This is a genomic window from Thermosulfuriphilus sp. (genome assembly GCF_054026695.1).
On the sequence record NZ_JBPMLP010000037.1, the window covers coordinates 55,527 to 77,248 of the forward strand.

General features: G+C 52.0%; 22 protein-coding genes and 2 tRNA genes. 19 read left to right on the plus strand and 5 right to left on the minus strand.

The features are described 5' to 3' along the window. The first annotated feature begins 16 nt into the window (after window positions 1–16). Together pyrE and ACXJJX_RS05805 are read left to right on the plus strand one after the other, a co-directional pair. Entirely contained in the window at window positions 17–583 is a 567-nt protein-coding gene (pyrE, locus tag ACXJJX_RS05800; protein ID WP_456433087.1) for an orotate phosphoribosyltransferase, read from the plus strand. A 72-nt stretch (window positions 584–655) separates the two neighbouring features. Next, entirely contained in the window at window positions 656–1,300 is a 645-nt protein-coding gene (locus ACXJJX_RS05805; protein WP_456433088.1) for a response regulator, read from the plus strand. Here the strand turns inward: ACXJJX_RS05805 and ACXJJX_RS05810 are convergent. The 3 genes from ACXJJX_RS05810 to ACXJJX_RS05820 form a co-directional block, all read right to left on the minus strand. Beyond that, on the minus strand, window positions 1,290–1,655 hold the full coding sequence (locus ACXJJX_RS05810; RefSeq protein ID WP_456433089.1) for a PilZ domain-containing protein: 366 nt from the start codon (window positions 1,653–1,655) through the stop codon (window positions 1,290–1,292). The genes ACXJJX_RS05805 and ACXJJX_RS05810 overlap by 11 nt on opposite strands. Before the next feature lie 117 nt (window positions 1,656–1,772). Continuing rightward, entirely contained in the window at window positions 1,773–2,564 is a 792-nt protein-coding gene (locus ACXJJX_RS05815; protein ID WP_456433090.1) for an ABC transporter permease, read from the minus strand. After that, the gene (locus ACXJJX_RS05820; RefSeq protein ID WP_456433091.1) at window positions 2,554–3,294 is read right to left on the minus strand and encodes an ABC transporter ATP-binding protein; all 741 of its coding nucleotides are present in this window, start codon (window positions 3,292–3,294) and stop codon (window positions 2,554–2,556) included. The genes ACXJJX_RS05815 and ACXJJX_RS05820 overlap by 11 nt, the downstream gene beginning before the upstream one ends. A gap of 69 nt (window positions 3,295–3,363) precedes the next feature. On the opposite strand from ACXJJX_RS05820, the gene ACXJJX_RS05825 reads away from it, so the two are divergent. From ACXJJX_RS05825 to ACXJJX_RS05840, 4 genes are all read left to right on the plus strand, one after another. Further along, window positions 3,364–4,728, plus strand: a complete 1,365-nt coding sequence (locus ACXJJX_RS05825) for a TrkH family potassium uptake protein (protein ID WP_456433092.1) — start codon at window positions 3,364–3,366, stop codon at window positions 4,726–4,728. Window positions 4,729–4,731: 3 nt separating this feature from the next. Then, complete coding sequence (locus ACXJJX_RS05830; protein WP_456433094.1) at window positions 4,732–5,382, plus strand: potassium channel family protein; 651 nt, start codon at window positions 4,732–4,734, stop codon at window positions 5,380–5,382. 61 nt (window positions 5,383–5,443) lie between these two features. Continuing rightward, window positions 5,444–6,259 carry a M48 family metallopeptidase gene (locus ACXJJX_RS05835; RefSeq protein ID WP_456433096.1) on the plus strand — a complete coding sequence of 272 codons (816 nt, stop codon included), beginning with the start codon at window positions 5,444–5,446 and terminating at the stop codon, window positions 6,257–6,259. Window positions 6,260–6,357: 98 nt separating this feature from the next. Beyond that, window positions 6,358–7,758, plus strand: coding sequence for a DNA recombination protein RmuC (locus tag ACXJJX_RS05840; RefSeq protein ID WP_456433098.1), 1,401 nt, complete (start codon window positions 6,358–6,360; stop codon window positions 7,756–7,758). A 56-nt stretch (window positions 7,759–7,814) separates the two neighbouring features. Here ACXJJX_RS05840 and ACXJJX_RS05845 read toward each other — a convergent pair. After that, window positions 7,815–7,891: transfer RNA gene (locus tag ACXJJX_RS05845), tRNA-Arg, on the minus strand. Between the two features lie 75 nt (window positions 7,892–7,966). After that, window positions 7,967–8,043 (minus strand) — tRNA-Arg (locus ACXJJX_RS05850). 95 nt (window positions 8,044–8,138) lie between these two features. On the opposite strand from ACXJJX_RS05850, the gene lysS reads away from it, so the two are divergent. The 13 genes from lysS (at window position 8,139) to lpxK (ending at window position 21,714) form a co-directional block, all read left to right on the plus strand. Further along, the gene (lysS, locus tag ACXJJX_RS05855; RefSeq protein WP_456433100.1) at window positions 8,139–9,629 is read left to right on the plus strand and encodes a lysine--tRNA ligase; all 1,491 of its coding nucleotides are present in this window, start codon (window positions 8,139–8,141) and stop codon (window positions 9,627–9,629) included. A gap of 6 nt (window positions 9,630–9,635) precedes the next feature. After that, complete coding sequence (locus ACXJJX_RS05860; protein WP_456433102.1) at window positions 9,636–9,812, plus strand: hypothetical protein; 177 nt, start codon at window positions 9,636–9,638, stop codon at window positions 9,810–9,812. A 135-nt stretch (window positions 9,813–9,947) separates the two neighbouring features. Continuing rightward, window positions 9,948–10,898, plus strand: a complete 951-nt coding sequence (locus ACXJJX_RS05865; RefSeq protein ID WP_456433104.1) for an FtsX-like permease family protein — start codon at window positions 9,948–9,950, stop codon at window positions 10,896–10,898. Beyond that, window positions 10,891–11,601: an ABC transporter ATP-binding protein gene (locus ACXJJX_RS05870; RefSeq protein WP_456433106.1), complete on the plus strand. Its 711-nt coding sequence runs from the start codon at window positions 10,891–10,893 to the stop codon at window positions 11,599–11,601. The genes ACXJJX_RS05865 and ACXJJX_RS05870 overlap by 8 nt, the downstream gene beginning before the upstream one ends. Then, window positions 11,583–14,261 (plus strand): outer membrane protein assembly factor BamA, encoded by a 2,679-nt coding sequence (gene bamA, locus ACXJJX_RS05875; RefSeq protein ID WP_456433108.1) that lies wholly within the window; start codon window positions 11,583–11,585, stop codon window positions 14,259–14,261. Before ACXJJX_RS05870 ends, bamA begins: the two co-directional genes overlap by 19 nt. Then, entirely contained in the window at window positions 14,261–15,301 is a 1,041-nt protein-coding gene (gene lpxD, locus ACXJJX_RS05880; RefSeq protein WP_456433110.1) for a UDP-3-O-(3-hydroxymyristoyl)glucosamine N-acyltransferase, read from the plus strand. Before bamA ends, lpxD begins: the two co-directional genes overlap by 1 nt. Then, the gene (gene fabZ / locus ACXJJX_RS05885; RefSeq protein WP_456433112.1) at window positions 15,288–15,737 is read left to right on the plus strand and encodes a 3-hydroxyacyl-ACP dehydratase FabZ; all 450 of its coding nucleotides are present in this window, start codon (window positions 15,288–15,290) and stop codon (window positions 15,735–15,737) included. Before lpxD ends, fabZ begins: the two co-directional genes overlap by 14 nt. 16 nt (window positions 15,738–15,753) lie before the next feature. Continuing rightward, window positions 15,754–16,554 carry an acyl-ACP--UDP-N-acetylglucosamine O-acyltransferase gene (gene lpxA / locus ACXJJX_RS05890; protein WP_456433114.1) on the plus strand — a complete coding sequence of 267 codons (801 nt, stop codon included), beginning with the start codon at window positions 15,754–15,756 and terminating at the stop codon, window positions 16,552–16,554. A 5-nt stretch (window positions 16,555–16,559) separates the two neighbouring features. After that, complete coding sequence (locus ACXJJX_RS05895; RefSeq protein ID WP_456433116.1) at window positions 16,560–17,390, plus strand: LpxI family protein; 831 nt, start codon at window positions 16,560–16,562, stop codon at window positions 17,388–17,390. Then, window positions 17,377–18,378 carry a Gfo/Idh/MocA family protein gene (locus tag ACXJJX_RS05900; RefSeq protein ID WP_456433118.1) on the plus strand — a complete coding sequence of 334 codons (1,002 nt, stop codon included), beginning with the start codon at window positions 17,377–17,379 and terminating at the stop codon, window positions 18,376–18,378. Before ACXJJX_RS05895 ends, ACXJJX_RS05900 begins: the two co-directional genes overlap by 14 nt. Further along, complete coding sequence (lpxB, locus tag ACXJJX_RS05905) at window positions 18,339–19,490, plus strand: lipid-A-disaccharide synthase (RefSeq protein WP_456433120.1); 1,152 nt, start codon at window positions 18,339–18,341, stop codon at window positions 19,488–19,490. The genes ACXJJX_RS05900 and lpxB overlap by 40 nt, the downstream gene beginning before the upstream one ends. Further along, window positions 19,487–20,710 (plus strand): 3-deoxy-D-manno-octulosonic acid transferase, encoded by a 1,224-nt coding sequence (locus ACXJJX_RS05910; RefSeq protein WP_456433122.1) that lies wholly within the window; start codon window positions 19,487–19,489, stop codon window positions 20,708–20,710. The genes lpxB and ACXJJX_RS05910 overlap by 4 nt, the downstream gene beginning before the upstream one ends. Continuing rightward, window positions 20,707–21,714 (plus strand): tetraacyldisaccharide 4'-kinase, encoded by a 1,008-nt coding sequence (lpxK, locus tag ACXJJX_RS05915; RefSeq protein ID WP_456433124.1) that lies wholly within the window; start codon window positions 20,707–20,709, stop codon window positions 21,712–21,714. The genes ACXJJX_RS05910 and lpxK overlap by 4 nt, the downstream gene beginning before the upstream one ends. The last annotated feature ends 8 nt before the right edge of the window (window positions 21,715–21,722 follow it).

A 21,722-nucleotide genomic window follows, 5' to 3' on the forward strand; every position in this document is an offset into this window, starting at 1 on the left:
CGAGGAGGTCTACTTTATGCTTCCACGAGAACGTCTGGCCCAAATGATCGTTAAACAGGCCTTTATTTGGCGGAAAGACCCCCCTTTTTTCCGGCTATCTTCGGGTAAAGAAAGCCCATTTTATTTTGACCTTAAAAGGATCACTCTAGATCCAGAGGGAGCAGCCCTGGTAGGGGAGTTGGGCTATCGGGTGATAGCTGATCTGCCTGTAGTGGGCATCGGGGGGATGACCTTTGGAGCAGATCCTATTGCCTGCGCCATAATGCACACGGCTTATCGTTACGGACGGCACCTTTATCATTTTTCGGTCCGCAAAGAGCCCAAAGGGCACGGTACCGGCCGGTTTGTTGAAGGCAATATTTCCCCTGGTGACCGGGTAGTTGTTGTTGAGGATGTGGTGACCACTGGAGGCTCTACTCTGTTGGCCGTAGAGAGGGTAAAAGAGGCCGGTCTTGTCCCTGAGGCCATCTTGGTCCTGGTTGACCGGGAAGAAGAGGGGGGCCTCCAGAGGTTAAAGAAGGAGGTCCCTCGGGTCGAAGTTCTTTTTAAGCGTTCTGAACTAATGAAGATAACGGAGAAATAAATCTTTACTAGGACAAACAATTTGGATATGTAGGGTTTCGATAACGGTCGTCTTTTTTGAGGAAGGTGGAGAATGTCGGAGCCTCGGGTCAGAGTAGTCCTGGCCGATGATTATCCTCTTTTTAGAAGAGGCCTGAGCAAGATTCTTGAAGAATATCCCCATATTGTGGTCGTCGGAGAGGCCTCTAATGGGAAGGCGGCTGTTTCTATATGCCAGGATCTGCGGCCGGATGTTTTGGTTCTTGACCTTGAACTCCCCGATCACGACGGCTTTGCAGTCTTAAAAAGACTGAAGGAAGAGGGGATCGAGGTCAAAACAGTAGTTTTATCTATGTATGTTACCGAGACCTATGTTGGCCGGGCCCTGACTTTAGGGGCCAGAGGCTATCTTTCTAAGATCTCTGAGCCCGAGGAGGTTGTGCGAGCTATAGAGACGGCTGCCCGGGGAGGCATATACCTATCTCCAGGCCTCTTTAAGGCTGTTCGGCCCTCGGAGGGGATTCCTGAGCGCCCGGCCAATCTTCCCAGCTTGACCCCCCGAGAATTGGAAGTCCTTCGTCTGGTGGCCCAGGGGCTTACTAGCCGGGAGATTGGCGAGAAACTTAACATCAGCTCTCGAACGGTGGAGCACCACCGCCAGAGCGTAATGAAAAAGCTGGGACTCAGGCGCCAAACAGACCTGGTCCGGGTAGCCTTAAGTTATGGCCTTATCCGTTGATAATTCCCACCTTGTCCCAGATAAGGGTCTGAACCACAGTCTTTAAGGCCAGTTGTTGCTTAGGAGAGAGTTCGGCGAATTGAATCCCGGCTTCGTAGCCGTTTTCCCCCTGGCGGCACCACATTACCCTTCCTTTGAGCTTAAGGGGAGGATTGGTGTCAATGGAGACCGTGACAATGCTTCCGACCTTCATGGGATGGCTGGACTCCACCTTAATGCCCCCCAGACTGATATCTCTGATGAATTCCGTATAAATTCGACGCCCATCAGTATAGGTAACCTGCTGAAGTACGGGTACTCTTTCGTGTTGTCTTTGGTCCTCCCAACGGGACTGTTTCTTCTCTTTCCCTTCCATCAAGGAGCCTCCTGTTTTTTGCTCACAGAACCTCTTTTTGGTCTCTTCCTTAAAGATCGGTTGTGAGAAGGGGGGGCTTTAAAGTGTTAGTTTAAGATGATAATTTTTCCGGAAACCCTACTCTCCAATCTTGGGAATAGTCCCCTTTTTTAAAGCCCTTTTATAGATAAAACCAAGGAAGAGCAGGCTGGCCGAAAGATAAACAATATTTAGGGCGCCGGCCTTAAGGAGATGATCCCAAGGGAAGATCCCTTGGTTGATTATGGTCCGCATACCCTCAAAGGCGTGGGCCGAGGGAGTCAGGCGGGAGAGGGTTTGTATGGCCGGCGGCAAGACATCTACAGGATAGAAGACAGCGGAAAGGGGTAGAAAAATAAAGGCCAAAGCCCAGGCCAGGATCTCTGCTTCCTGTCCGAACCAAAGGATAAAACCAATGGTGGCCAAGCCAATGGCCCAGCCCAGGGCCACCAGATTAAGCACCAAGGGAAGAAGCCCCAGGCCTAGCTTGAAAATATCGAAGGAATAAATGAGGCCGGCCAGAAAGGACATAATGATGAAGGCCAAACTGGTTTTGATAACACTGATGACAAGAAGTCCGCTGATGTATTCAGAAAGCCGCAAGGGGGAGACAAATAGATTGATGAGGTTTCGAGCCCAAATGTCCTCTAAAAAGGATACAGCGATTCCCTGTTGGGCCCGATAAAGGATGTTCCAGAGAATAAGGGCCCCCAAAAAGTAAGAGACAAAGTTCGGCAACCGGGAGGCACTCTCCTGGAGATAAAGGGTTACGAATCCCCAGAGGAGAAGATCCACGGTCGGCCAGTAGAAGACCTCAAGAAGTCTAGTAAGACTCCGCCGATAAAGAAAAAGCTGCCTTAAAGAGACGGCTAAGATTCGTTTAAGGGACATTGTCCTTTCCTCCGATAGCCCGGAAAAAGGCCTCTTCCAGATCCTTGGCGGCAAAACGTTGTCTCAGCTCAGCTGCTGGGGCCAGAGCGATGATCTCTCCGTGATCAATAAGGGCTACTCGATCGGAGATCTCTTCCATCTCTTTAAGATTATGGGAGGTATAGATGACCGAAAGCCCCTTTTCTTCTCGAAGCCTCTTAAGAAGTTCTCGGGTGTGACGGGCCATTTTAGGATCCAGACCAGCAGTGGGCTCATCGAGGAGGAGGATCTGGGGATCGTTAATCAGGGCTTTGGCCAGACATAGCCGCATCATCTGTCCGGAAGAAAGCCTTCTGGCCGGGCTGCTGGCTAAGTCTTCGAGCCCAAAGAGCCTGAGCATCTCTTGACATCTCTGGCCCGCCCTGGGGACTTGGTAAATCAGGGCATAGACCATCAAGTTCTCCCAAAGGGTGAGCGAAAGAGGCAAAGAGACATAGTTTGAGGCAAAATTTACTTTTTTAAGGATCTCTGTTCGATGGTCGGATAACTCAAGGCCAAATATCCGGATCGTTCCGGAGCTAGGGGTGATGAGCCCTAACAAACAGTGGATCAAGGTGGTCTTGCCAGCACCATTAGGCCCCAGGATCCCCAAAATCTCTCCTTCAAAAAGCTCTAGATCTACTCCCTTTAGGGCCGGTCTTGAGGCAAAGACCTTACTTAGCCCTCGGACCTCAAGGACCTGTTTAGCCATGGTGTTTTACTCCGATCTTCAAGAGTTTTCCGTTGGCCCTTATGATATCTGGAGTTATGTTGGGTGGACATGGATGTCTATCTTATCAGTAAAAGACTGCGTAACCATCCGGCAGCCCTGGTCCTTTTAGGTTTCGGCCTTGTTGACCTTTTGGGAACCGTCCTCCTTTATTTTCCCCCGATGCACCAAAGGCCTCTGAGTCTAATAGATGCTCTATTTACAGCCACCTCGGCCCTTTGTGTTACTGGATTGACTGTAACTAACACCGCCGAGACGTTTACCTCTCTAGGCAAATCGGTCATCTTGATCCTCATGCAGGTAGGGGGCCTGGGGGTGATGACCTTTTCGGTCCTTTTGGCCTATACTCTGGGGCGTCCAGTACGTCTTAGTGACCGGGTTGTGGTTCAGGAGAGCTTTTTACATAGGCGGGTGCCTGATCTTCGCTATCTTATTGGGGTCATCTTGATCTTTACCATGATTGTTGAATCCGTGGCAGCTGTCGGTTTGGGGCTTTTCTTTTTACGTGATTTTCCGGCTGGTAAGGCCTTTGCTCATGGAATTTTCCACGCTGTTTCAGCCTTCTGTAACGCCGGATTCTCGAGTCTTCCCCAGGGCCTCATTCCTTATCGGGATGACTGGGCCATAAGCGGTATTGTAATGGTGACCATACTTTTGGGTAACACAGGCTTTGCCGTAATTTACGAGTTGGTTGATCGTCTCCTTAGACCTCGGTCAGGTCCGTTTTCGGTGCATTTTCGTCTAACCGTTGGGACCCACTTTTTTCTAATTATCTTAGGGGGTTTGGGACTTCTTTATTTCGAGAGGTCAGGTCTGTTGGGCCAGCTTCCGGAGTCAAGCAAAATTCTTGTGGCCGCCTTTCACAGCATTAGTGCCCGGACGGCAGGTTTTAATACTGTAGATATCGCTGGCCTTACCGAAGACAGCCTCTATCTTTTGCTTCTTCTCATGTTTATTGGGGCCTGTCCGGGATCTACTGGTGGGGGCTTGAAGACGACCACTGTGGCCGTTCTCTGGTTTACCGCCTTAAGTCGGCTTCGGGGTTTTCCCAGAACAGTGATCTTCAGACGTTCCATCCCTGAAAGCACGGTTCAAAGGGCACTGACCCTCTTTGTCATCATGGTGGTGGTTGCCCTGGGGGCCCACCTGATATTGATGATCATTGGTCCTAATCTTCCCTTCTCCGAGTCCCGAAGCCAGTTTTTGGCCTATCTTTTTGAGACTATTTCTGCCCTGGGTACCGTGGGGCTTTCTGTGGGGCTGACCCCTCACCTGGGAACCTCAGGAAAGATACTGATTATTATGGTGATGTTTATCGGGCGGGTGGGGCTACTTTCTGTGCTTTCAGTCCTAGCCAGGGTAACCACTCGTCCCAGGCCTTATTATTATGCAGAAGAAAACCTCATGGTGGGGTAACCTATGGAAAGACGCCACTTTGCGGTTATTGGCTTAGGTAAATTTGGCTTCTATCTGGCGCGCAATCTTGTTGAACACGATCAACACGTCCTCTGCGTGGAAAAGGACGAGGCCCTGGTTGAGGCCATAAGCCCTTACGTGAATGAGGCCGTAGTGGGCGACGCTAGCAAAAGAGAGGTTTTGGAAGGGCTAGGGCTCACAGACATGGAGCAGGTTATTGTGGCTGTGGGCAATCTTACCCAAAGCGTCTTGATTACCCTTTATCTCAAAGAGCTCGGGGTCAAGAAGGTCTTGGCTAAAGCCAATGATGAGGATCATGCCAAGGTGCTCTCTCTGGTCGGGGCCGACCGGGTGATCATTCCTGAACGTGATTCTGCCCGCCGGGTAGCCCAAAGCTTAGTTATGCCTAATATCGTCGATTTTTTACCAATGATGCCCGATTTTTGCATAGCCGAAATAGATCCCCCGCCCTCATTTATCGGGCATTCCTTAGCTGAATTAGATCTCCGGCGTCGCTATCACGTCTATGTCATTGGGACGCGAAGCCGCTTTTCCGATAAGATAAACCTCATGCCTAAAGCCGAACATATAATTGATAAAGATGAGATCCTTTATGTTTTAGGACGACGCATTGATGTCGAAAACCTCTCTTAAGACTTCTCAACTATTAAATCAATAACCTTTACTATTTAACAAAGAGATGAGAGGATAAACAGTGAGGATTCTTACCGGAAAGGCCTTGGATTGGCTTGTCGTTTGGCTTTTTTTGCTTTCGGCCTGTGCTACGGCTCCGATTACTGGTCGCCAACAACTTATCCTCATTGATCCTAAGACAGAACTTGCCCTTGGTCTTCAAGCTTACAGGGAGATTCTCAAAGAGGCCAAGCTTTCCCAGGATCCCCAGATAAATGCTCTGGTTGAGCGAGTCGGCTGGCGAATCGCTAAGGCTACGGGACATACAAATTATGATTGGGAGTTCAAAGTCATAGATGATCCCAAGACGATAAACGCCTTTTGCCTGCCCGGAGGCAAGGTCTTTGTCTATACAGGGATTCTTTCTGTCACCCAAAACGAGGCCGGTCTAGCCACGGTCATCGGTCATGAGGTGGCCCATGCCTTGGCCCATCATGGGGCTGAGCGCCTTAGCCTTGCCCTCCTGGCCGACCTCGGGGAAAAGGCCCTGGTCTCATTGTTGAACCTCGATGATTCTAGGGTAAGAAGGATTTTCTATGCCGCCTACGGTCTGGGGACCAACATCGCTCTTATTCTTCCCTACAGCCGCACTCAGGAGCTTGAGGCCGATGAGATAGGTCTCTTCCTTATGGCCAAAGCCGGCTACGATCCTCGGGAGGCGGTCAGGTTCTGGAAGCGGATGCTTAAGCTAAGCCAAGGGCGGCCGCAATTGCCGGCCTTTCTCTCTACCCATCCACCGGACGAAGAGCGCATAAAACACCTGGAAGACCTCCTCCCCCGGGTTTTAGATGTCTATTACCGGGTAAAGGGTAGAAAAATAGAGTCATCAAACATATGACATTTCACTGTGTGAATCATTTCGAGGCCTAGGTTTCAGGTGCCGCATAAAAGTGCCTAATTAGTAAACAATAGCCGAACAACTTAGAGGGGGTCTTCATGGTATTTTCCGAATGGGTCTATCTGCTGATGGGATTTTTGCTAGGAGGTCTTCTTGGAGCCTGGGGGCTTTGGGAGCGCAAAAGGCTCTGGGGGATAATCGAAGGCCTAAATGGTGAGCTTGACCGGAAGAAGACAGAGTTGGCCCATCTTTTAGAGAGGCTTACCCAACTGGAGGAATACCGGGGGAAACTTGAGACCGAAAAGAGAGACCTTTTGGAGAGGCTTGAAGAGCTTAAAGAACGGCTAAGCCTCAAGGAGGTTGAGCTAGCTAGGCTAAAAGAAAGGGTTCTTCAGGAGGAAAAACTCTTCAACGAAAAGCTTTCTTTTATGGAGAAGGCCCAGGAGGAGTTAAAAAATACCTTTAAGGCCCTTTCAGCAGAGATTCTTGAGAAGACTGGAGAAAACTTTCTCAAAGTCGCCCGCAGAGAACTAGAGGGACGCCTGAAAGCCCAGGAGGAGGCGGTTTTTGGTCTTACCCAACCGATCAGCGAAGCCCTGGAGAAGATTAACCGGGAAATCAGGGAGATGGAGGCCAAACGGGAGGGGGCTTACAAGGGGCTTGAGGAGGGGATACGCAACCTGATCGAAGTTTACCTGCCAAGGCTCCAGAGGGAGACAGAGAACCTTTCCCGGGCCCTCAGACATCCCCGGATAAGGGGGCGCTGGGGAGAGATTCAACTTAGGCGGATAGTGGAAATGGTGGGCATGCTTCCCAGGTGTGACTTTGAAGAACAGGTCTCCTTTTCTGGGAGCTCCAAGAACCGGCGGCCGGATCTCATCGTCAGGCTCCCCGGTGGAAGGACCATAGCCATTGATGCCAAAGTTCCCCTGGAGATCCTTCTAGAGGCCGTAGAGGAGGCTGATGAAGAAAAATCCCGGCAAAAACTTGAGCATTACGTAGCTGGCCTCCGCAATCACATTAAGGTCCTTTCCCAAAGGCAGTACTGGGAGGCCATAGAATCGCGGTGGCAGAGAAGTCCCGAATTTGTGATTCTGTTCCTGCCTGCCGAAGGCCTGCTCTCAGCGGCCCTTAGGATTGATCCCGGAATCATAGAATTTGGAGTCGAGCACAGGGTTCTTCTGGCCACTCCGGTGACCCTTCTGGCCGTCTTGAAGGCCGTGGCCTATGCTTGGCAAGAGCAGGAGATGGCCGATGGGGCCAGGGAGATCGTCCATCTGGGCAAAGAACTTTATGATCGTCTTCGTATCCTCAGCGACCACTTTAACCATCTTGGTCATAGGCTCAAACAGACCGTAGAGGCCTATAACCGGACCCTATGTTCTTACGAGAATCGCATTCTGGTGACGGCCCGCAAGTTTGAAGACCTTCGCCTGATCTCGCCTGAGAAAAGGATTCCAGAGGTATCAGAGATCTCTCCAACTCTGGGGGCAAAATAATCTCTAGTGTTTTCACCTCTTAGGACTGAAAAAAACAGGAGAGTCAACAGGAAGGTTGGCGCGCCCGGGAGGACTCGAACCTCCAACCTTTGGATTCGTAGTCCAATGCTCTATCCGATTGAGCTACGGGCGCGCTGAGGTGGTCAAGCCTAGAGGTAATTAACCTATTTAAAAGACCTTTTCAACCAGAGGTCTTTTAGAGAATTAGTGGCGCGCCCGGGAGGACTCGCACCTCCAACCTTTGGATTCGAAGTCCAAAGCTCTGTCCGATTGAGCTACGGGCGCGCCGGCAAGGTCCTCAACGAGCATTTTCTTGACGGCCTAAGCAAAATACATTAGATCGGCCTGTGTTTCCAGACAATTTTAACAGGGGAGAAGCCGTGGAAGAAAGTGCGGTTTTAAAAAGGAGACGTGAGAAGGCAGAAGAACTTGAGCGCTTAGGGATTCCCCTCTACCCTAATGACTTTCGGGCCAAAGACAGGGCCGGAGCCGTCCTTGAAACCTTCAAAGACTATGAGACAGAGGATCTGGACAAGGTCCCTGGGCCCTTTGTTCTGGCTGGCCGTCTTATGGCCAGGAGGGATTTTGGGAAGGCCTGTTTCGGTCATATCCAGGACGAAACAGGTCGTATCCAAATCTTTGTCAGAAAAGACAAAGTTGGTCCAGAGGCCTTTAAGCTTTTCAAAAAATACATAGACATCGGGGATATAATCGGGATTGAGGGGACTCTTTTCCGCACCAAAACTGGAGAGCTTACCATTCTGGTTGAAAAGTTTTCCTTGGTGACCAAAAGCCTGCGTCCCCTGCCTGAAAAGTTTCATGGTCTCCAGGACGTCGAGCTTCGTTACCGTCAACGCTATCTTGATCTTATTGTCAATCCTAAGGTCCGGGAGATCTTTTGCCGCCGGACGAAGATCATCCAGCTTATAAGGGAATTTTTTTCTTCCAGAGGCTTCCTGGAAGTCGAAACCCCGATGATGCAACCTATTCCTGGTGGAGCTACGGCCCGGCCCTTTAAGACCCATCACAATGCCTTAGGGGTTGACCTCTATCTACGCATTGCCCCAGAGCTTTACCTAAAACGCCTTCTGGTTGGGGGGTTTGAGCGGGTCTTTGAGATTAATCGTAATTTTCGTAACGAAGGCATCTCGATCCAACACAATCCTGAGTTCACTATGCTGGAGTTCTATCAGGCCTACGCCACCTATGAAGATCTAATGCCCCTTACAGAGGCCCTCTTTGAGTATTTGGCCCGGGAAATCTTGGGGGGGACCAAGTTGAGCTATCAGGGGGAGCTTATTGAGCTTACTCCGCCTTGGCCCCGGCTGTCTTTCAGGGAGGCCCTGATTAAGCTGGGAGGAGTCCCGGAAGAACTACTCAAGGACAGGGAGGCGGTGATCAACTTTGCTCAAAAGAGGGGAATTAAGATAGACGAAAGGGAACTTCTTCTTGGCAAATTATGGGCCAAGTTGTTTGATGCCCTTGTGGAGCCCAAACTCATTCAGCCAACCTTTGTGACCCATTTTCCGGTGGACATATCTCCCCTGGCCCGACGCAATGAGTCTGATCCGACGGTTACTGACCGTTTTGAACTCTTTATCGCCGGAAGAGAGATTGCCAATGCCTTCTCTGAGCTCAATGACCCTAGAGATCAACGAGAGCGCTTTCTGGAGCAGATCAGGAAGGGGCGTCACGATGATGAAGTCCACCCCGAGATGGATGAAGACTTTGTCCGGGCCCTGGAATACGGGATGCCGCCAGCGGCTGGTGAAGGGATTGGGATTGACCGCCTGGTAATGCTCTTCACTGATGCTCCTTCTATCCGGGAGGTGATTCTCTTCCCGCAACTTCGTCCTCAAAAGAAGGACTAACCTTTTATGTCTTTAGAGTGGTTTGTTGGCCTGCGTTATCTGTGGGCAGGAAGAAAACGGCCGATAACAGCCTTCTTTTCCATAATCTCCGCTCTGGGAGTGGCTGTCGGGGTCATGGCCCTGATAGTGGTCATTGCGGTGGTGAGTGGCTTTGAGGGTCATCTACGGGAACGCATCCTATGAGTCAATTCTCACATAATTGTCCGGAGTCTGGCCGGAGAAATTCGCAATTACGAACAGCTTTGTAAGCGTCTGGAGGGGATAAGCGTTCCGGAGGAGGGAATCTGGGGGAGGATCCGAGGGAAAAGGGCCCGGGTATTGGCTGCTAGTCCATATGTGTATGCCCAGGGGCTTGTATCTTCGCGGGAGGGGTCCCGGGGGGTGATCATCCGGGGGATAGATCCCGTCAGGGCCTTTAAGACCATCAAGGTGAAGTTCCTTTCGGGGAGCTTTTCAGATCTTGCCTCTTCGGATGGCCTTCCAGGAATCATCCTGGGCAAAGAGTTGGCTAAGGCCTTAGGGGTTGTCCCAGGGGAGAAGATTCGTCTCCTTCTGCCAGGAGGATTGGCTACCGCCTTTGGGCTTTTGCCTAAGGTAGAGCTCTTTCAGGTAGTGGGCGTCTTTGATTCGGGGATGTTTGAATTTGACTCCTCTATTGCCTTCATTGCTTTGTCTCGGGCTCAGATGATCCTTGACCTGGGTCAGGCTGTCCACGGGATTGAACTGATTGTTTCCGATATCTTTGCTACCGACAGGCTCTCACGACAGATATCCAAAGTCCTGGGCTATCCCTTTGTGGTCATGGACTGGCGTCAGATGAGCCGTTCTCTCTTCTCGGCCCTCAAGCTGGAAAAGTTGGCTATGTTTATCATCTTGACCCTCATAGTTCTGGTGGCTGCTTTTAATATCGTTTCTACCCTTATCCTCATGGTCATGGAAAAGAGGCGTGACATCGCTATCCTTAAGTCCATGGGGGCTACCGATGGGGCAGTGATGCGCATATTTGTCCTTGTAGGCTTGGCCTTAGGGGCCATCGGGACCTTGATGGGAGTCGCTGGAGGGATGGGGATCTGTTTCCTTATCTCCCATTATTCCCTGATTAAGCTTCCGGCAGATGTCTATTATATAGATCACCTCCCGGTGAGAATGGAGCTGGCCGATGTGGCCCTTATTGCTGCCTCGGCCATGCTCATTTCTTTTGGAGCCACCGTCTATCCGGCCCTTCAGGCTGCTCGACTCAATCCGGCCAAGGTTTTGCGCTATGTCTGAGGTCGCCATCGAAGTCCGAGGTTTAGAGAAGACCTTTGTCTCCGACGGTCACCGGGTGACGGTCTTCTCTGGGCTTGATCTGACCATCTATGCTGGGGAGGCCGTAGCCATTGTCGGGGCCTCCGGGGTGGGGAAAACGACCCTTTTGCATATCCTGGGGACTCTGGAGAGGCCCAGCCGGGGCAGTATTCGCCTCTTCGGCCAGGATATCTCCCGTCTTTCAGAAAGAGATCTTTCCCGATTTCGCAATCGGGAAATTGGCTTTGTCTTTCAATTTCACCACCTGCTACCGGAATTTACGGCCCGGGAAAACGTCATGATTCCCTGTCTTATTGCCGGTCTTTCTTCAAGCGAGGCAGCCGAGAAGGCCGAGGTCGTTCTTCGGGCCGTTTCTTTGGAGCATAGGGTTGATTACCGGGTAGGGGACCTCTCGGGTGGAGAACAGCAACGGGTAGCCATTGCTCGGGCCTTGGTGCTTTCTCCTCGGCTTCTTCTGGCCGATGAGCCGACCGGTAACCTGGACCCTCGAAGTGGGGAGAGAATTGGAGAGTTGATTTTGGCCTTGAACCGGGCTTATCATACCACGACCGTGGTGGTCACCCATAACCTTAGCTTGGCCCGACGTATGGATCGGTGCCTGGGTCTGACCCATGGCCAAGTGGTAGAGCTAAATAAGGAGCATCCGTGGCCCGAGTGGGAATAATTTTGCTTGTTTTGGGGGTAATTCTTTTCAGCAAAGGGGCTCAGGGGGCCATTGGTCCTTCGATTTCGCTTCTGGTCCTGCCTCCCAAGATTTACAGCCCCAAGCCCCAACCCAAACTCAAAGAAGAACTCTACAGGCTCCTTCTGCGGCGTCTGACGGAAGAAGGCCTGAGGGTGGTTTCTCCTTCTAAAATTAAGGAGATCCTAGGAGAAATTCCGGAGGAAGTCCCTTATGATCGGCTCCAAAAGATGGCCGAAAGCTTCCGCGTAGATGCTGTGGTCTGGGGGAGTGCTACGGAGTTTGCCGGCAAGCTCTCCTTGGATCTTAAGGTCTTTCGTCAGGACTACCCAGTGCCCCTCAAGACTATCTATGTGATAGGGACTCCCTTGGCCTTGGTGGATCTAGCCCGACAGGCGGCCAAGGACTTGGCCAATGTTGTTCTTGAGCGCAGGAAGGTGGTTGAGGTCGAGATCCTAGGTTGTCAGACCCTTGATCCTGATGCCGTCCGGGCTCTTATTAAGATCAGGATAGGTGACACCTATGATCCGGAGGTCATCCGGGAAGACATCAAAAATATCTTTGCCATGGGCTACTTTGACGATGTCCGGGTGGATGTTGAAGAAAAAGACGGTGGTCTCCTGGTGACCTATATCCTCAAAGAAAAACCCACGGTGAGGAAGATCGTCATCGAAGGCAACAAAGCCATCTCTGACGAAAAGCTTATGGAAATTCTAGGCCTTAAGACTCATACGATCTTCAATCCCAAGGAGATCCGGGAGGCCGAAGAGAAGATCAAATACATCTATCGGGAGAAGGGCTATTACGATACCCGGGTGTCTTCGGAAGTCAGGCCATCTGGGCCTCAAGGGGTGGAGGTAGTCTTTAAGGTCAAGGAGGGGGAGAAGATCTACATAAAGGAGATTCGCTTTGAGGGCAACCGAGCCTTTAAGGATAGTGAACTCAAGGATATCCTAGAAATCAGCGAAAAGGATTGGTTGAGCTGGTTAAAGAAGGCCAAAGCCATCTTTACCGGGGGTACGGTCGAACCGGGGGTTTTGGCCTGGGGAACCCTCAGGCGTGATCTGGGCAAGATTGTCTCCTTCTATCATAATCACGGCTACATAGACGCCCGAGTGGGGGAACCCAAGGTAGTTCAAAAGGGAAGATGGATCTACATTACCATCCCCGTGGAAGAGGGGCCTCAGTATGGAGTAGGCAAGATAGATATCCAAGAGGACCTTTTTAAGGATAAAAAATTTCTCCTCTCAAAGCTTTTTATTACTAAAGAGAAGGTCTTTAATCGGGAGGCTCTGAGGAGGGATGTCCTCCGATTGACAGACCTTTATGCCGACAAAGGCTATGCCTATGCTGAGGTAGAACCAGAGATCAAAAAAGATTCCGAGAGGCTAAAGGTTGATGTTATCTTCAAGGTAGACAAGGGTCCGCGGGTGCGGATCAACCGGATTGAAATTACTGGTAATACCCGTACCCGAGACAAGGTCATCCGCAGAGAGCTTCTAGTCCAGGAGCAGGAGTTCTTTTCCGCCACGGCTATCCGTAAGAGCAATGACCGGCTAAGACGTCTGGGCTATTTTGAAGACGTGAGCATCTCCCCCGAGAAGGGGATCAGAGAGGATGAGATGAACCTTGACGTCAAGGTCAAGGAGCGGCCTACCGGCAGCTTCAGCATTGGGGCTGGCTATAGTTCGGTAGATAACGTTATCGTTATGGGAGAGATATCCCAGCGCAACTTCTTGGGCAAAGGTCAGATCCTTTCCTTCCGGGGGATCCTTGGCGGTCGGACCAATCGCTACACTTTTTCCTTTACCGAGCCCTATTTCCGAGACACCAAACTTTCAGTGGGTATGGACCTCTATAACTGGGAACGCACCTATGATGATTACACCAAGGATTCAACCGGTGGAGCTTTAAGGTTCGGTTATCTTCTAAATCCCGACACCCGGATCTACTGGGGGTATCGTTACGATAACACCACTCTGAAGGATGTCAGCTATTGGGCCTCTTGGGCCATCAAGGAAAGCGAGGATATTAATATCACTAGTGCCCTAAACATAGGTCTTACTCGGGATACCAGAAACAATTTCTTTGATCCCACTCGGGGGACTATCAACACCATTAGTCTGGAGTATGCTGGGGGGCCCTTGGGTGGAGACAGTGCCTTTGTCAAGGTTCAGTACACCTGGGGGATCTATTTGCCCTTTGTTTGGGGGACGACTTTTCATGTGCGCGGTGGTTTAGGATATGTTACTGAGGGGCCTGGAGGCAAGCTCCCCATCTATGAGAAGTTTTACCTCGGGGGTCTGGAGAGTGTTCGCGGCTTTCAATACGGCGATATAAGCCCTGTTGATCCAGTCACCGGTGAGCGGATCGGTGGTGAACGGATGGCCTTCGTCCAGATCGAAGACATCTTTCCTCTGGTCTCCAATATGGGGCTTAAAGGAGTGGTCTTTTTTGATATGGGGAACGTCTGGGGGGAGGAAGAGGGCTACAAGTTTTCTGATATTCGTAAAAGTGTTGGTTTTGGTATAAGGTGGCTTTCCCCTATGGGACCCATGCGGATTGAATGGGGCTATAACCTTGATGTCAAGGAGGGGGAAGATAAAAGTAGCTGGAACTTTCGGATAGGGGGATATTTTTAGTGGCCAGAAGGCTTTCTGAGTTGGCCTCCCTAGTGGGAGGAAGAGTCGAAGGGTTAGATGTTGAGGTGAGGGGCTTGGCCCCTCTTTCAAGTGCTTCTCCGGAAGATCTCTCCTTTGTTATTTCTCGAAAGTATCTTAAAGAGGCCCAGAGATCGCAAGCAGGGGCCCTAATAGTTCCGGAATCCCTGGTTAAAGAGCTCTCTGATCGAAGCCTCATTGTTGTCAAAGACCCCTATTTGGCCTACGCCCGCTTGGCTCAACTCTTCTTTGCCAAGCCCTACGAGCCTCGGGGTATAAGTTCCCAGGCGGTAATTGGTGATGGTTGTCTGATTCCAGAAGACGTCTCTATTTATCCCTTGGCCGTTTTGGCCGAAGGGGTACGGCTTGGCCGTCGGGTGACCATATTCCCTGGGGCCTATTTGGGTAAAGGGGTCGAGGTCGGGGATGATTCTGTCATCCATGCCAATGTGGTCATTTATCCTGGATGTCGGATTGGTCGCCGGGTGGTTATCCATGCCGGGGCCATCATCGGTGCCGATGGGTTTGGCTACGCCCGGGAGGGAGAAAAATTCGTCAAGATACCTCAGGTGGGCACGGTAATTATCGAAGACGAGGTTGAAATTGGGGCCAATACTACTATAGATCGGGCGGCCTTTGGGGCCACGGTTATCGGCCAGGGGACAAAGATCGACAATCTCTGCCAGATTGCTCACAACGTTCGGATAGGTCCCCATACAGCTATGGCCGGCTTGGTAGGGATTGCGGGCTCTACGGTCATCGGCCGGGGGGTGATGTTTGGTGGCGGGGCCGGAGTGGCGGATCACGTCCGTATAGGCGATCGGGCGGTGATAGCCGCCCGATCCGGCATCCACAAGGATGTTCCCAGTGGGGCGGTGGTCTCTGGGGCTCCAGCCATGGAGCATCAATACTGGTTGCGGACTATGGCTGCCTTGGGGCGGCTGCCAGAGCTTGTCCGGGAGGTCCGGAGGCTCAAGGAGCGTCTTAAGCGCCTTGAGGAGGGTCGGGATGACGACGATTAACCAGGAGACGATCCACATAAAAGAAATTATGGGCCTTCTTCCCCATCGTTTCCCATTTCTGTTGGTTGACCGCATCCTGGAGATAGAACCAGGGGTATTTATCAAAGGGCTTAAGAACGTAACCATAAACGAGCCCTTTTTTATGGGGCATTTCCCAGAGGAACCTATCATGCCCGGGGTCCTGATCCTTGAGGCCATGGCCCAGGTGGCCACAATTTTAGCTAAACTCACTGACCCTGAGGAATTGGCCAATAAGATGGTCTATTTTGCTGGCCTTGATGGAGTTCGTTTCCGGCATCCGGTCCGCCCCGGAGATCAGCTTGTTCTTGAGCTTGTCAACCTTAAACGCAAGCGAAACATCTGGAAGATGGCCGGCAAGGCCTTTGTGGAGGATCGTTTGGTGGCCGAGGCCGAACTTATGGCCGCATTGAGATAGGAGGCAAGGAGGTTAGATGATTCATCCCACAGCAATTATTCATCCTCGGGCAGAGATCGCGTCCGGGGTCTCCATAGGCGCATATACCGTGATCGGCGAAGGGGTGGAGATCGGTCCTGACTGTGAGATTGCCTCTCATGTAGTCATCGAGGGCCTCACTCGCCTTGGGGCTCGAAACAGGATCTATCCCTTTGTCTCCATTGGGGGGGCACCCCAACACCTCAAATATGGCGGTGAGCCGACCCGGGTAGAGATCGGAGATGATAATGTCATCCGTGAATACGTGACCATCAACCGAGGCACTGCTCTGGATAAGGGAGTTACCAGGATCGGAAACGGCTGTTTTCTCATGGCCTATGTCCATGTTGCTCATGACTGTGTTTTGGAAGATGGGGTAATTATGGCTAATGCAGCCACCTTGGGGGGGCATGTTGAGGTTGGCGAGCGGGCCATTCTCGGGGGGCTGGTAGCCATCCATCAGTTTTGCCGCATTGGCAAGATGGCCTTTGTCGGAGGGGCCTCTGGGGTCAATAAGGACGTCCCCCCTTTTGTTCTGGCCCGAGGAAACCCTGCCCGGCTCTATGGTCTCAACCTGGTGGGGCTTAGGCGTTCAGGAATGGCCACCGAGGTTTTGGAAGCCCTGCGCCGGGCCTTTGGGATCATCTTCAAGTCTTCCTTCTCCCTGGCCGAGGCCTTGGCCAAGGTCAGGGAAGAGGTCCCGCAGTTTGATGAGATCAAGGCCTTTGTGGAGTTTATAGAGAATTCTGAGCGTGGAGTGCTCAGGTTAGTCAACAAGGCCGAGGAAAACATCCCTTAAAAGTCATGCCAAAGATAGGCCTAGTCGCCGGTGGGGGAAAGTTTCCGGTGCTCTTTGCTCAAGAGGCCACTCGACAGGGCTATGAGGTTGTCTGTGTGGCCCATCAAGGGGAGTCAGATCCAGTACTTGAAGAGGTCTGTGATCGTCTCTACTGGATAAAGTTGGGACAATTGGGCCGCCTTATTAAGGCTTTCAAAAAGGAAGGGGTCACCGAGGTAGCTTTTTTGGGCCGAATTACCAAGACCAGGATCTTTCGGGATGTCCGGCCAGATCTTCAGGCCCTTCTTCTTTGGCGCAAAATTAAAGACCGTCATGATGACGCCATTCTGCGAGCTGTGGCCGCTGAACTCGAAAAAGAAGGAATCCGAGTAGTTGAAAGCACCAGGTTTCTCAAAGAGCTTTTCATGCCGGAAGGGATCCTTACTAAAAGAAAGCCCTCTCAAGACCAGTGGGAGGATATTGCCTTTGGTTATCGGATGGCCCGGGCTATTGGCCAGCTTGACATTGGTCAGTGTGTGGTGGTCAAGGATCGTACAGTTTTGGCAGTAGAGGCCATTGAAGGCACCGATGAAACTATTCGTCGGGGGGGTGGGCTTTGTGAAAAGGGGGCGGTGGTGGTCAAGGTGGTCAAGCCTTCTCAAGATCGGCGGTTTGACCTTCCCTCTGTGGGGCTTAAGACCATTCAGACCATGGCCGAGGTCAGGGCCGAGGTTCTGGCAGTGGAGGCCCGAGAGGCCCTGTTTTTTGATCGTCCTGAGGCTATCAATCTTGCCAACAAGGTGGGAATTTGTATAGTGGGAATAACTTCTGAGGTTATGGGCCATGGGGACTGTTAAGATTGCCGTTGTTGGGGTCGGTTATCTAGGGCGTTTTCACGCCCAAAAACTGGCCCAGATGCCTGGGGCTGAGCTGGTTGGGGTGGTGGATATCGTACCCCAAAGGGCTCAGGAGGTGGGGGGGCAGCTTGGAGTAGCGTCTTTTACCGATTATCGGGAGCTATCTGGCCAGGTAGAGGCCGTGAGTATCGTTGTTCCCACCAGAGATCACTTTGAAGTGGCCCGGTTCTTTCTCAACGAAGGGGTTCACGTCTTTGTCGAAAAGCCCATGACAGCCACCCTTGAGGAAGCTGATCAACTCATTGAGTTGGCCCGGAGCAAGGGCCTTGTTCTTCAGGTCGGCCACATTGAGCGCTTCAACCCGGCGGTGGCTGAGTTGCTTGCTAGGGTAGAGCGGCCCCTTTTCGTCGAGGCCCACCGTCTGTCGGGTTTCAAAGAGCGTAGCCTTGATATCGACGTCGTCCTCGACTTGATGATCCATGACCTAGACATCGTCTTGGCCATGGCCAAGGCCCCACTTAAAAATCTTCATGCCGTAGGGGTGCCTGTGCTTTCCGACAAGGTAGATATTGCCAGCGTTCGTCTGGTCTTTGAGGATGGTTCGACCGCCAATCTTACCGCCAGCCGAATTTCTCTGCGAGCCATGCGTCGGATCAGGGTCTTTGCTGCTGGCTGCTACTTGGCGGTTGACAGTATGACCAGAAACTTCCTTTCTGTAAGCCGTATGGTGGGGCCAGATGGTCGGAGCTTCTTTGTCCCTAAGGAGAAGTCTTTTCCGAAGACCGATCCCTTAAAGGATGAACTGGCCGCCTTTATCAAGGCCATTGATGAGCAGGAAGAACCAGTGGTCTCGGGCCAGGACGGACGGGAGGCCTTAAGGCTTGCTCTTAATATCCTTGAAGGGATTGCCCACCATCTCAGAGAACATCCTATTTCCCTTGATGACCCTTGGATCCAGGACTTAAAAGCCACTTCCGTATTGCCATAGTTGCCGGTGAGGCCTCTGGAGATCTTCACGGGGCGGCCTTTATTCGGGCCATAAGAGATCTTTGCCCGGGGACCCAGCTTGTCGGGATTGGTGGAGAAAAGATGATCCAGGCTGGCTGTGAGGTTCTTTTTGAGGCCAATCGCCTGGCGGTGGTCGGTCTCTCCGAGATCCTACCTCGCCTTAGGGATATCCTTCGGGCCTTTTTGAAAATGAGGGCTTATCTCCGCCAGAGTCGGCCGGATCTTTTAGTTTTGATAGATTTCCCCGAATTTAATCTTCTCCTGGCCCGAGTGGCCAAGAGGTGCGGAATTCCGGTATTTTATTACATAAGTCCTCAGGTCTGGGCTTGGCGTGAGGGGCGGGTCCGGGTCATCAAACGTCTGGTGGACATGATGGCCGTCATCCTTCCCTTTGAGGAGGAGTTCTATCGTCGTCATGGTATAAAGGTCCATTACGTTGGGCATCCTCTTCTTGACCTAGTTCAGGTTCATCTCTGTCGGGAAACCTTCTTTAAGATCCTTAGTTTTCCTGTGGAAAAAAGGCTTGTTTCTATCCTTCCTGGCTCAAGGATCCATGAGGTCCGGAGCCTTCTGCCGATCTTCTCTGAGGCCTATCGTCAACTTCGAAAAGACGTGCCAGATCTTCTGGCCCTTTGTGTTCGGGCCCCGGGGGTTCCCGGCGAGCTTTATGCTCCGGCGCTTTCGGCTGGTATCAAGGTGGTTGAAGGCTATACCTATGAGGCCATGGCGGCTGCTGAGCTGGCGCTAGTGGCCTCAGGCACGGTCACCCTTGAGGCGGCTATTGTGGGCGTGCCCATGGTGATTGCCTATCAACTTAATCCCTTGACCTATTTTTTGGCCAGAAGACTGGTCAAAGTGCCTTATATAGGTTTGGTTAATCTGGTGGCCGGGGAAAGACTGGCTCCGGAATTAATCCAGGATGAGGCCACTCCGGAACGCGTTGCCGAAGAGGCTCGAGCCATTCTTCTTGATCAGGCTAAAGCCGAGAGAATAAGAAGGCGTCTTTCGGAGATTAAGGCTTCCTTGGGTCCAGGGCAAGCGGCCTATCAGGCGGCCAACTTGGCCCTTAACTTGGTGAGCAGGAAAAGGTGATCTTTCTTCACCTCTACCGGACTCTTTCCTGGTCTCTTCTACCCCTGGTTCGTATCAAAGGGCTTAAAAGGAGCCACCGGGATATTGTCTCCCAGAGACTGGCTCCAGATCTCTCTCGGGCCCCGCAAGGGGCCATCTGGGTCCATGCCCTTTCCGTCGGCGAGGTGGGAGCCGGGCTTTCTTTTATTCGGGTCCTAAGGAAGAGCTTCTCTGGGGAGGTGATCCTTTCGGTCTCTACCCCTTGGGGGCTTACTCGGGCCCGAGAGACGGCCCAGAAGCTGGTTTCTTATGTCTTTGCCGCTCCCTATGATCTTCCTCACTTAGTAAGAAAGAGCCTTGAGAAACTCAGGCCCAGACTCTTTGTTCTCATGGAGACAGACCTCTGGCCTAATCTCCTCTGGGATCTCAAGGGGCATCAGGTCCCCTTGATTCTCCTGAATGCCCGTCTCTCGCCTCGGTCTGCAGAAAGGCTACGCCTCTTGAGGCCACTGGCCAGGCTTCTCTATGGGGCCTTTGATCTCATTCTGGCCGCCTCCGAGGCCGATAGAGGTAGGTTTTGCGCCTTAGGGTTTCGACAGACAGGATTTGTAGGGAATATAAAATACGATCTCTCCCCTCCGGATCCGGACAAGATCGCCACCTTGGCCCAGGAGCTTCCCTTAAGCCGGCCCATCATTGTCGCTGGAAGTACTCATCCGGGCGAAGAGGAAATCATTCTCAGAGCCTATCTCCGGTTGAAGGCATCTCTTCCCGGGGCCTCACTGATTCTCTGTCCCCGCCATCCAGAGCGGGCTCTAGATATCCTCCGGTTGGTTGAGTCTTTGGGCCTTAAGGGCTGTTTGAGGAGTCGTTTTTCTCCTGGGGTTAAGGTTGTGGTCATCGATACCATGGGAGAGCTTTGGGCCCTTTATGGTCTGGGTGATGTGGCCTTTGTCGGCGGCACCTTTGCCCCCCTCGGAGGGCACAATCTCCTTGAGCCGGCAGCCCTTAGGGTTCCTGTGACTTTTGGTCCCTCTCTTTCTTCTGTCATTGAGATCGCCGGGGAGCTTTCGGCCTCTGGAGGAGGGATAAAGGTTGAGGATCCGGAACGCCTTTGGGATGCCTGGCAGAGCCTTTTAACCCGTCGAGAGGAGGCCGCTCAGGCGGCCCGGTTTGTCTATCTGAGACATCAGGGGGCTACCCAAAGGGCGGTTGAAGCCTTGGGGAGGTTTCTAACATGAAGGCCCTGGCCCCTTTAGGAAAGGCCTATGCCGGCCTTATGGCCTGGAGGGCCCGTCTTTATCGTCAAGGACTTTTCCCCTCCTACCGGCTACCAATTCCAGTTATCAGTGTGGGGAACCTCAGCCTGGGAGGTACCGGAAAAACTCCTTTTACCCTTTGGCTTGCTCGCCGCCTTCTCTCTTTAGGCCACCGTCCGGTGATTCTCTCCCGGGGTTACGGCCGCAAGTCTAGGGGACTAGTGGTGGTAAGTGCAGGGGCAGGGCCTTTGGTGGGTCCGGAGGTTGCCGGTGATGAGCCCTACCTTCTGGCTTCAAGGCTTCCTCAGGCCCTGGTAGTAGTTGGAAAAGACCGTTATCAAGCTGGTCTTCTGGCGATTCAAAGATTTGACGCTACGGTGGCCATCCTAGATGATGGCTTTCAGCATCTACGTCTTTTAAGGGATCTTGATCTTGTCCTCATCTCTCCCGAGGCCAGTCCTGAGACCGAATCTGTATTTCCGGCGGGTCTTCTTAGAGAAGGGGCTTCAGCCCTTTGTCGGGCCGATATTCTAATCATCTCCAAGGCCAATCTTTTTCCTAACACCGAGATCAAGGCCTTAAAGGAATATCTGAATGGTTTGGGCCTTCCGGTCTTCAAGATATTCTACCAAGCTGTTGGTCTCTTTGATCTTTCAGGACGGCCTGTTTCTTGGCCCCGTTCTCCCTGGGGGGCCTTCTGTGGCCTGGCCAGGCCCGAGGCCTTTTTTGACCTCCTTAAGGCCATCGGCAGGCCCCCGGCGGCAGAGCTCTCCTTCACAGACCACCATCATTACAAGGGGAGAGATTTAAGGCGCCTAGGGAAATTTCTTGAAGAAAAGGGCCTTTCGGCCTTCGTCACCACCGAAAAAGATGCTGTTAAACTCAAAACCATGAAGCCTTCTTGGCCCCTTTACTTTCTTCGGCTTGACCTTAAGGTGCCAAAGGACTTAGAAGAATTTATAATCCTGAAGCTGTCGCAGCCCTGAAGGCTAGT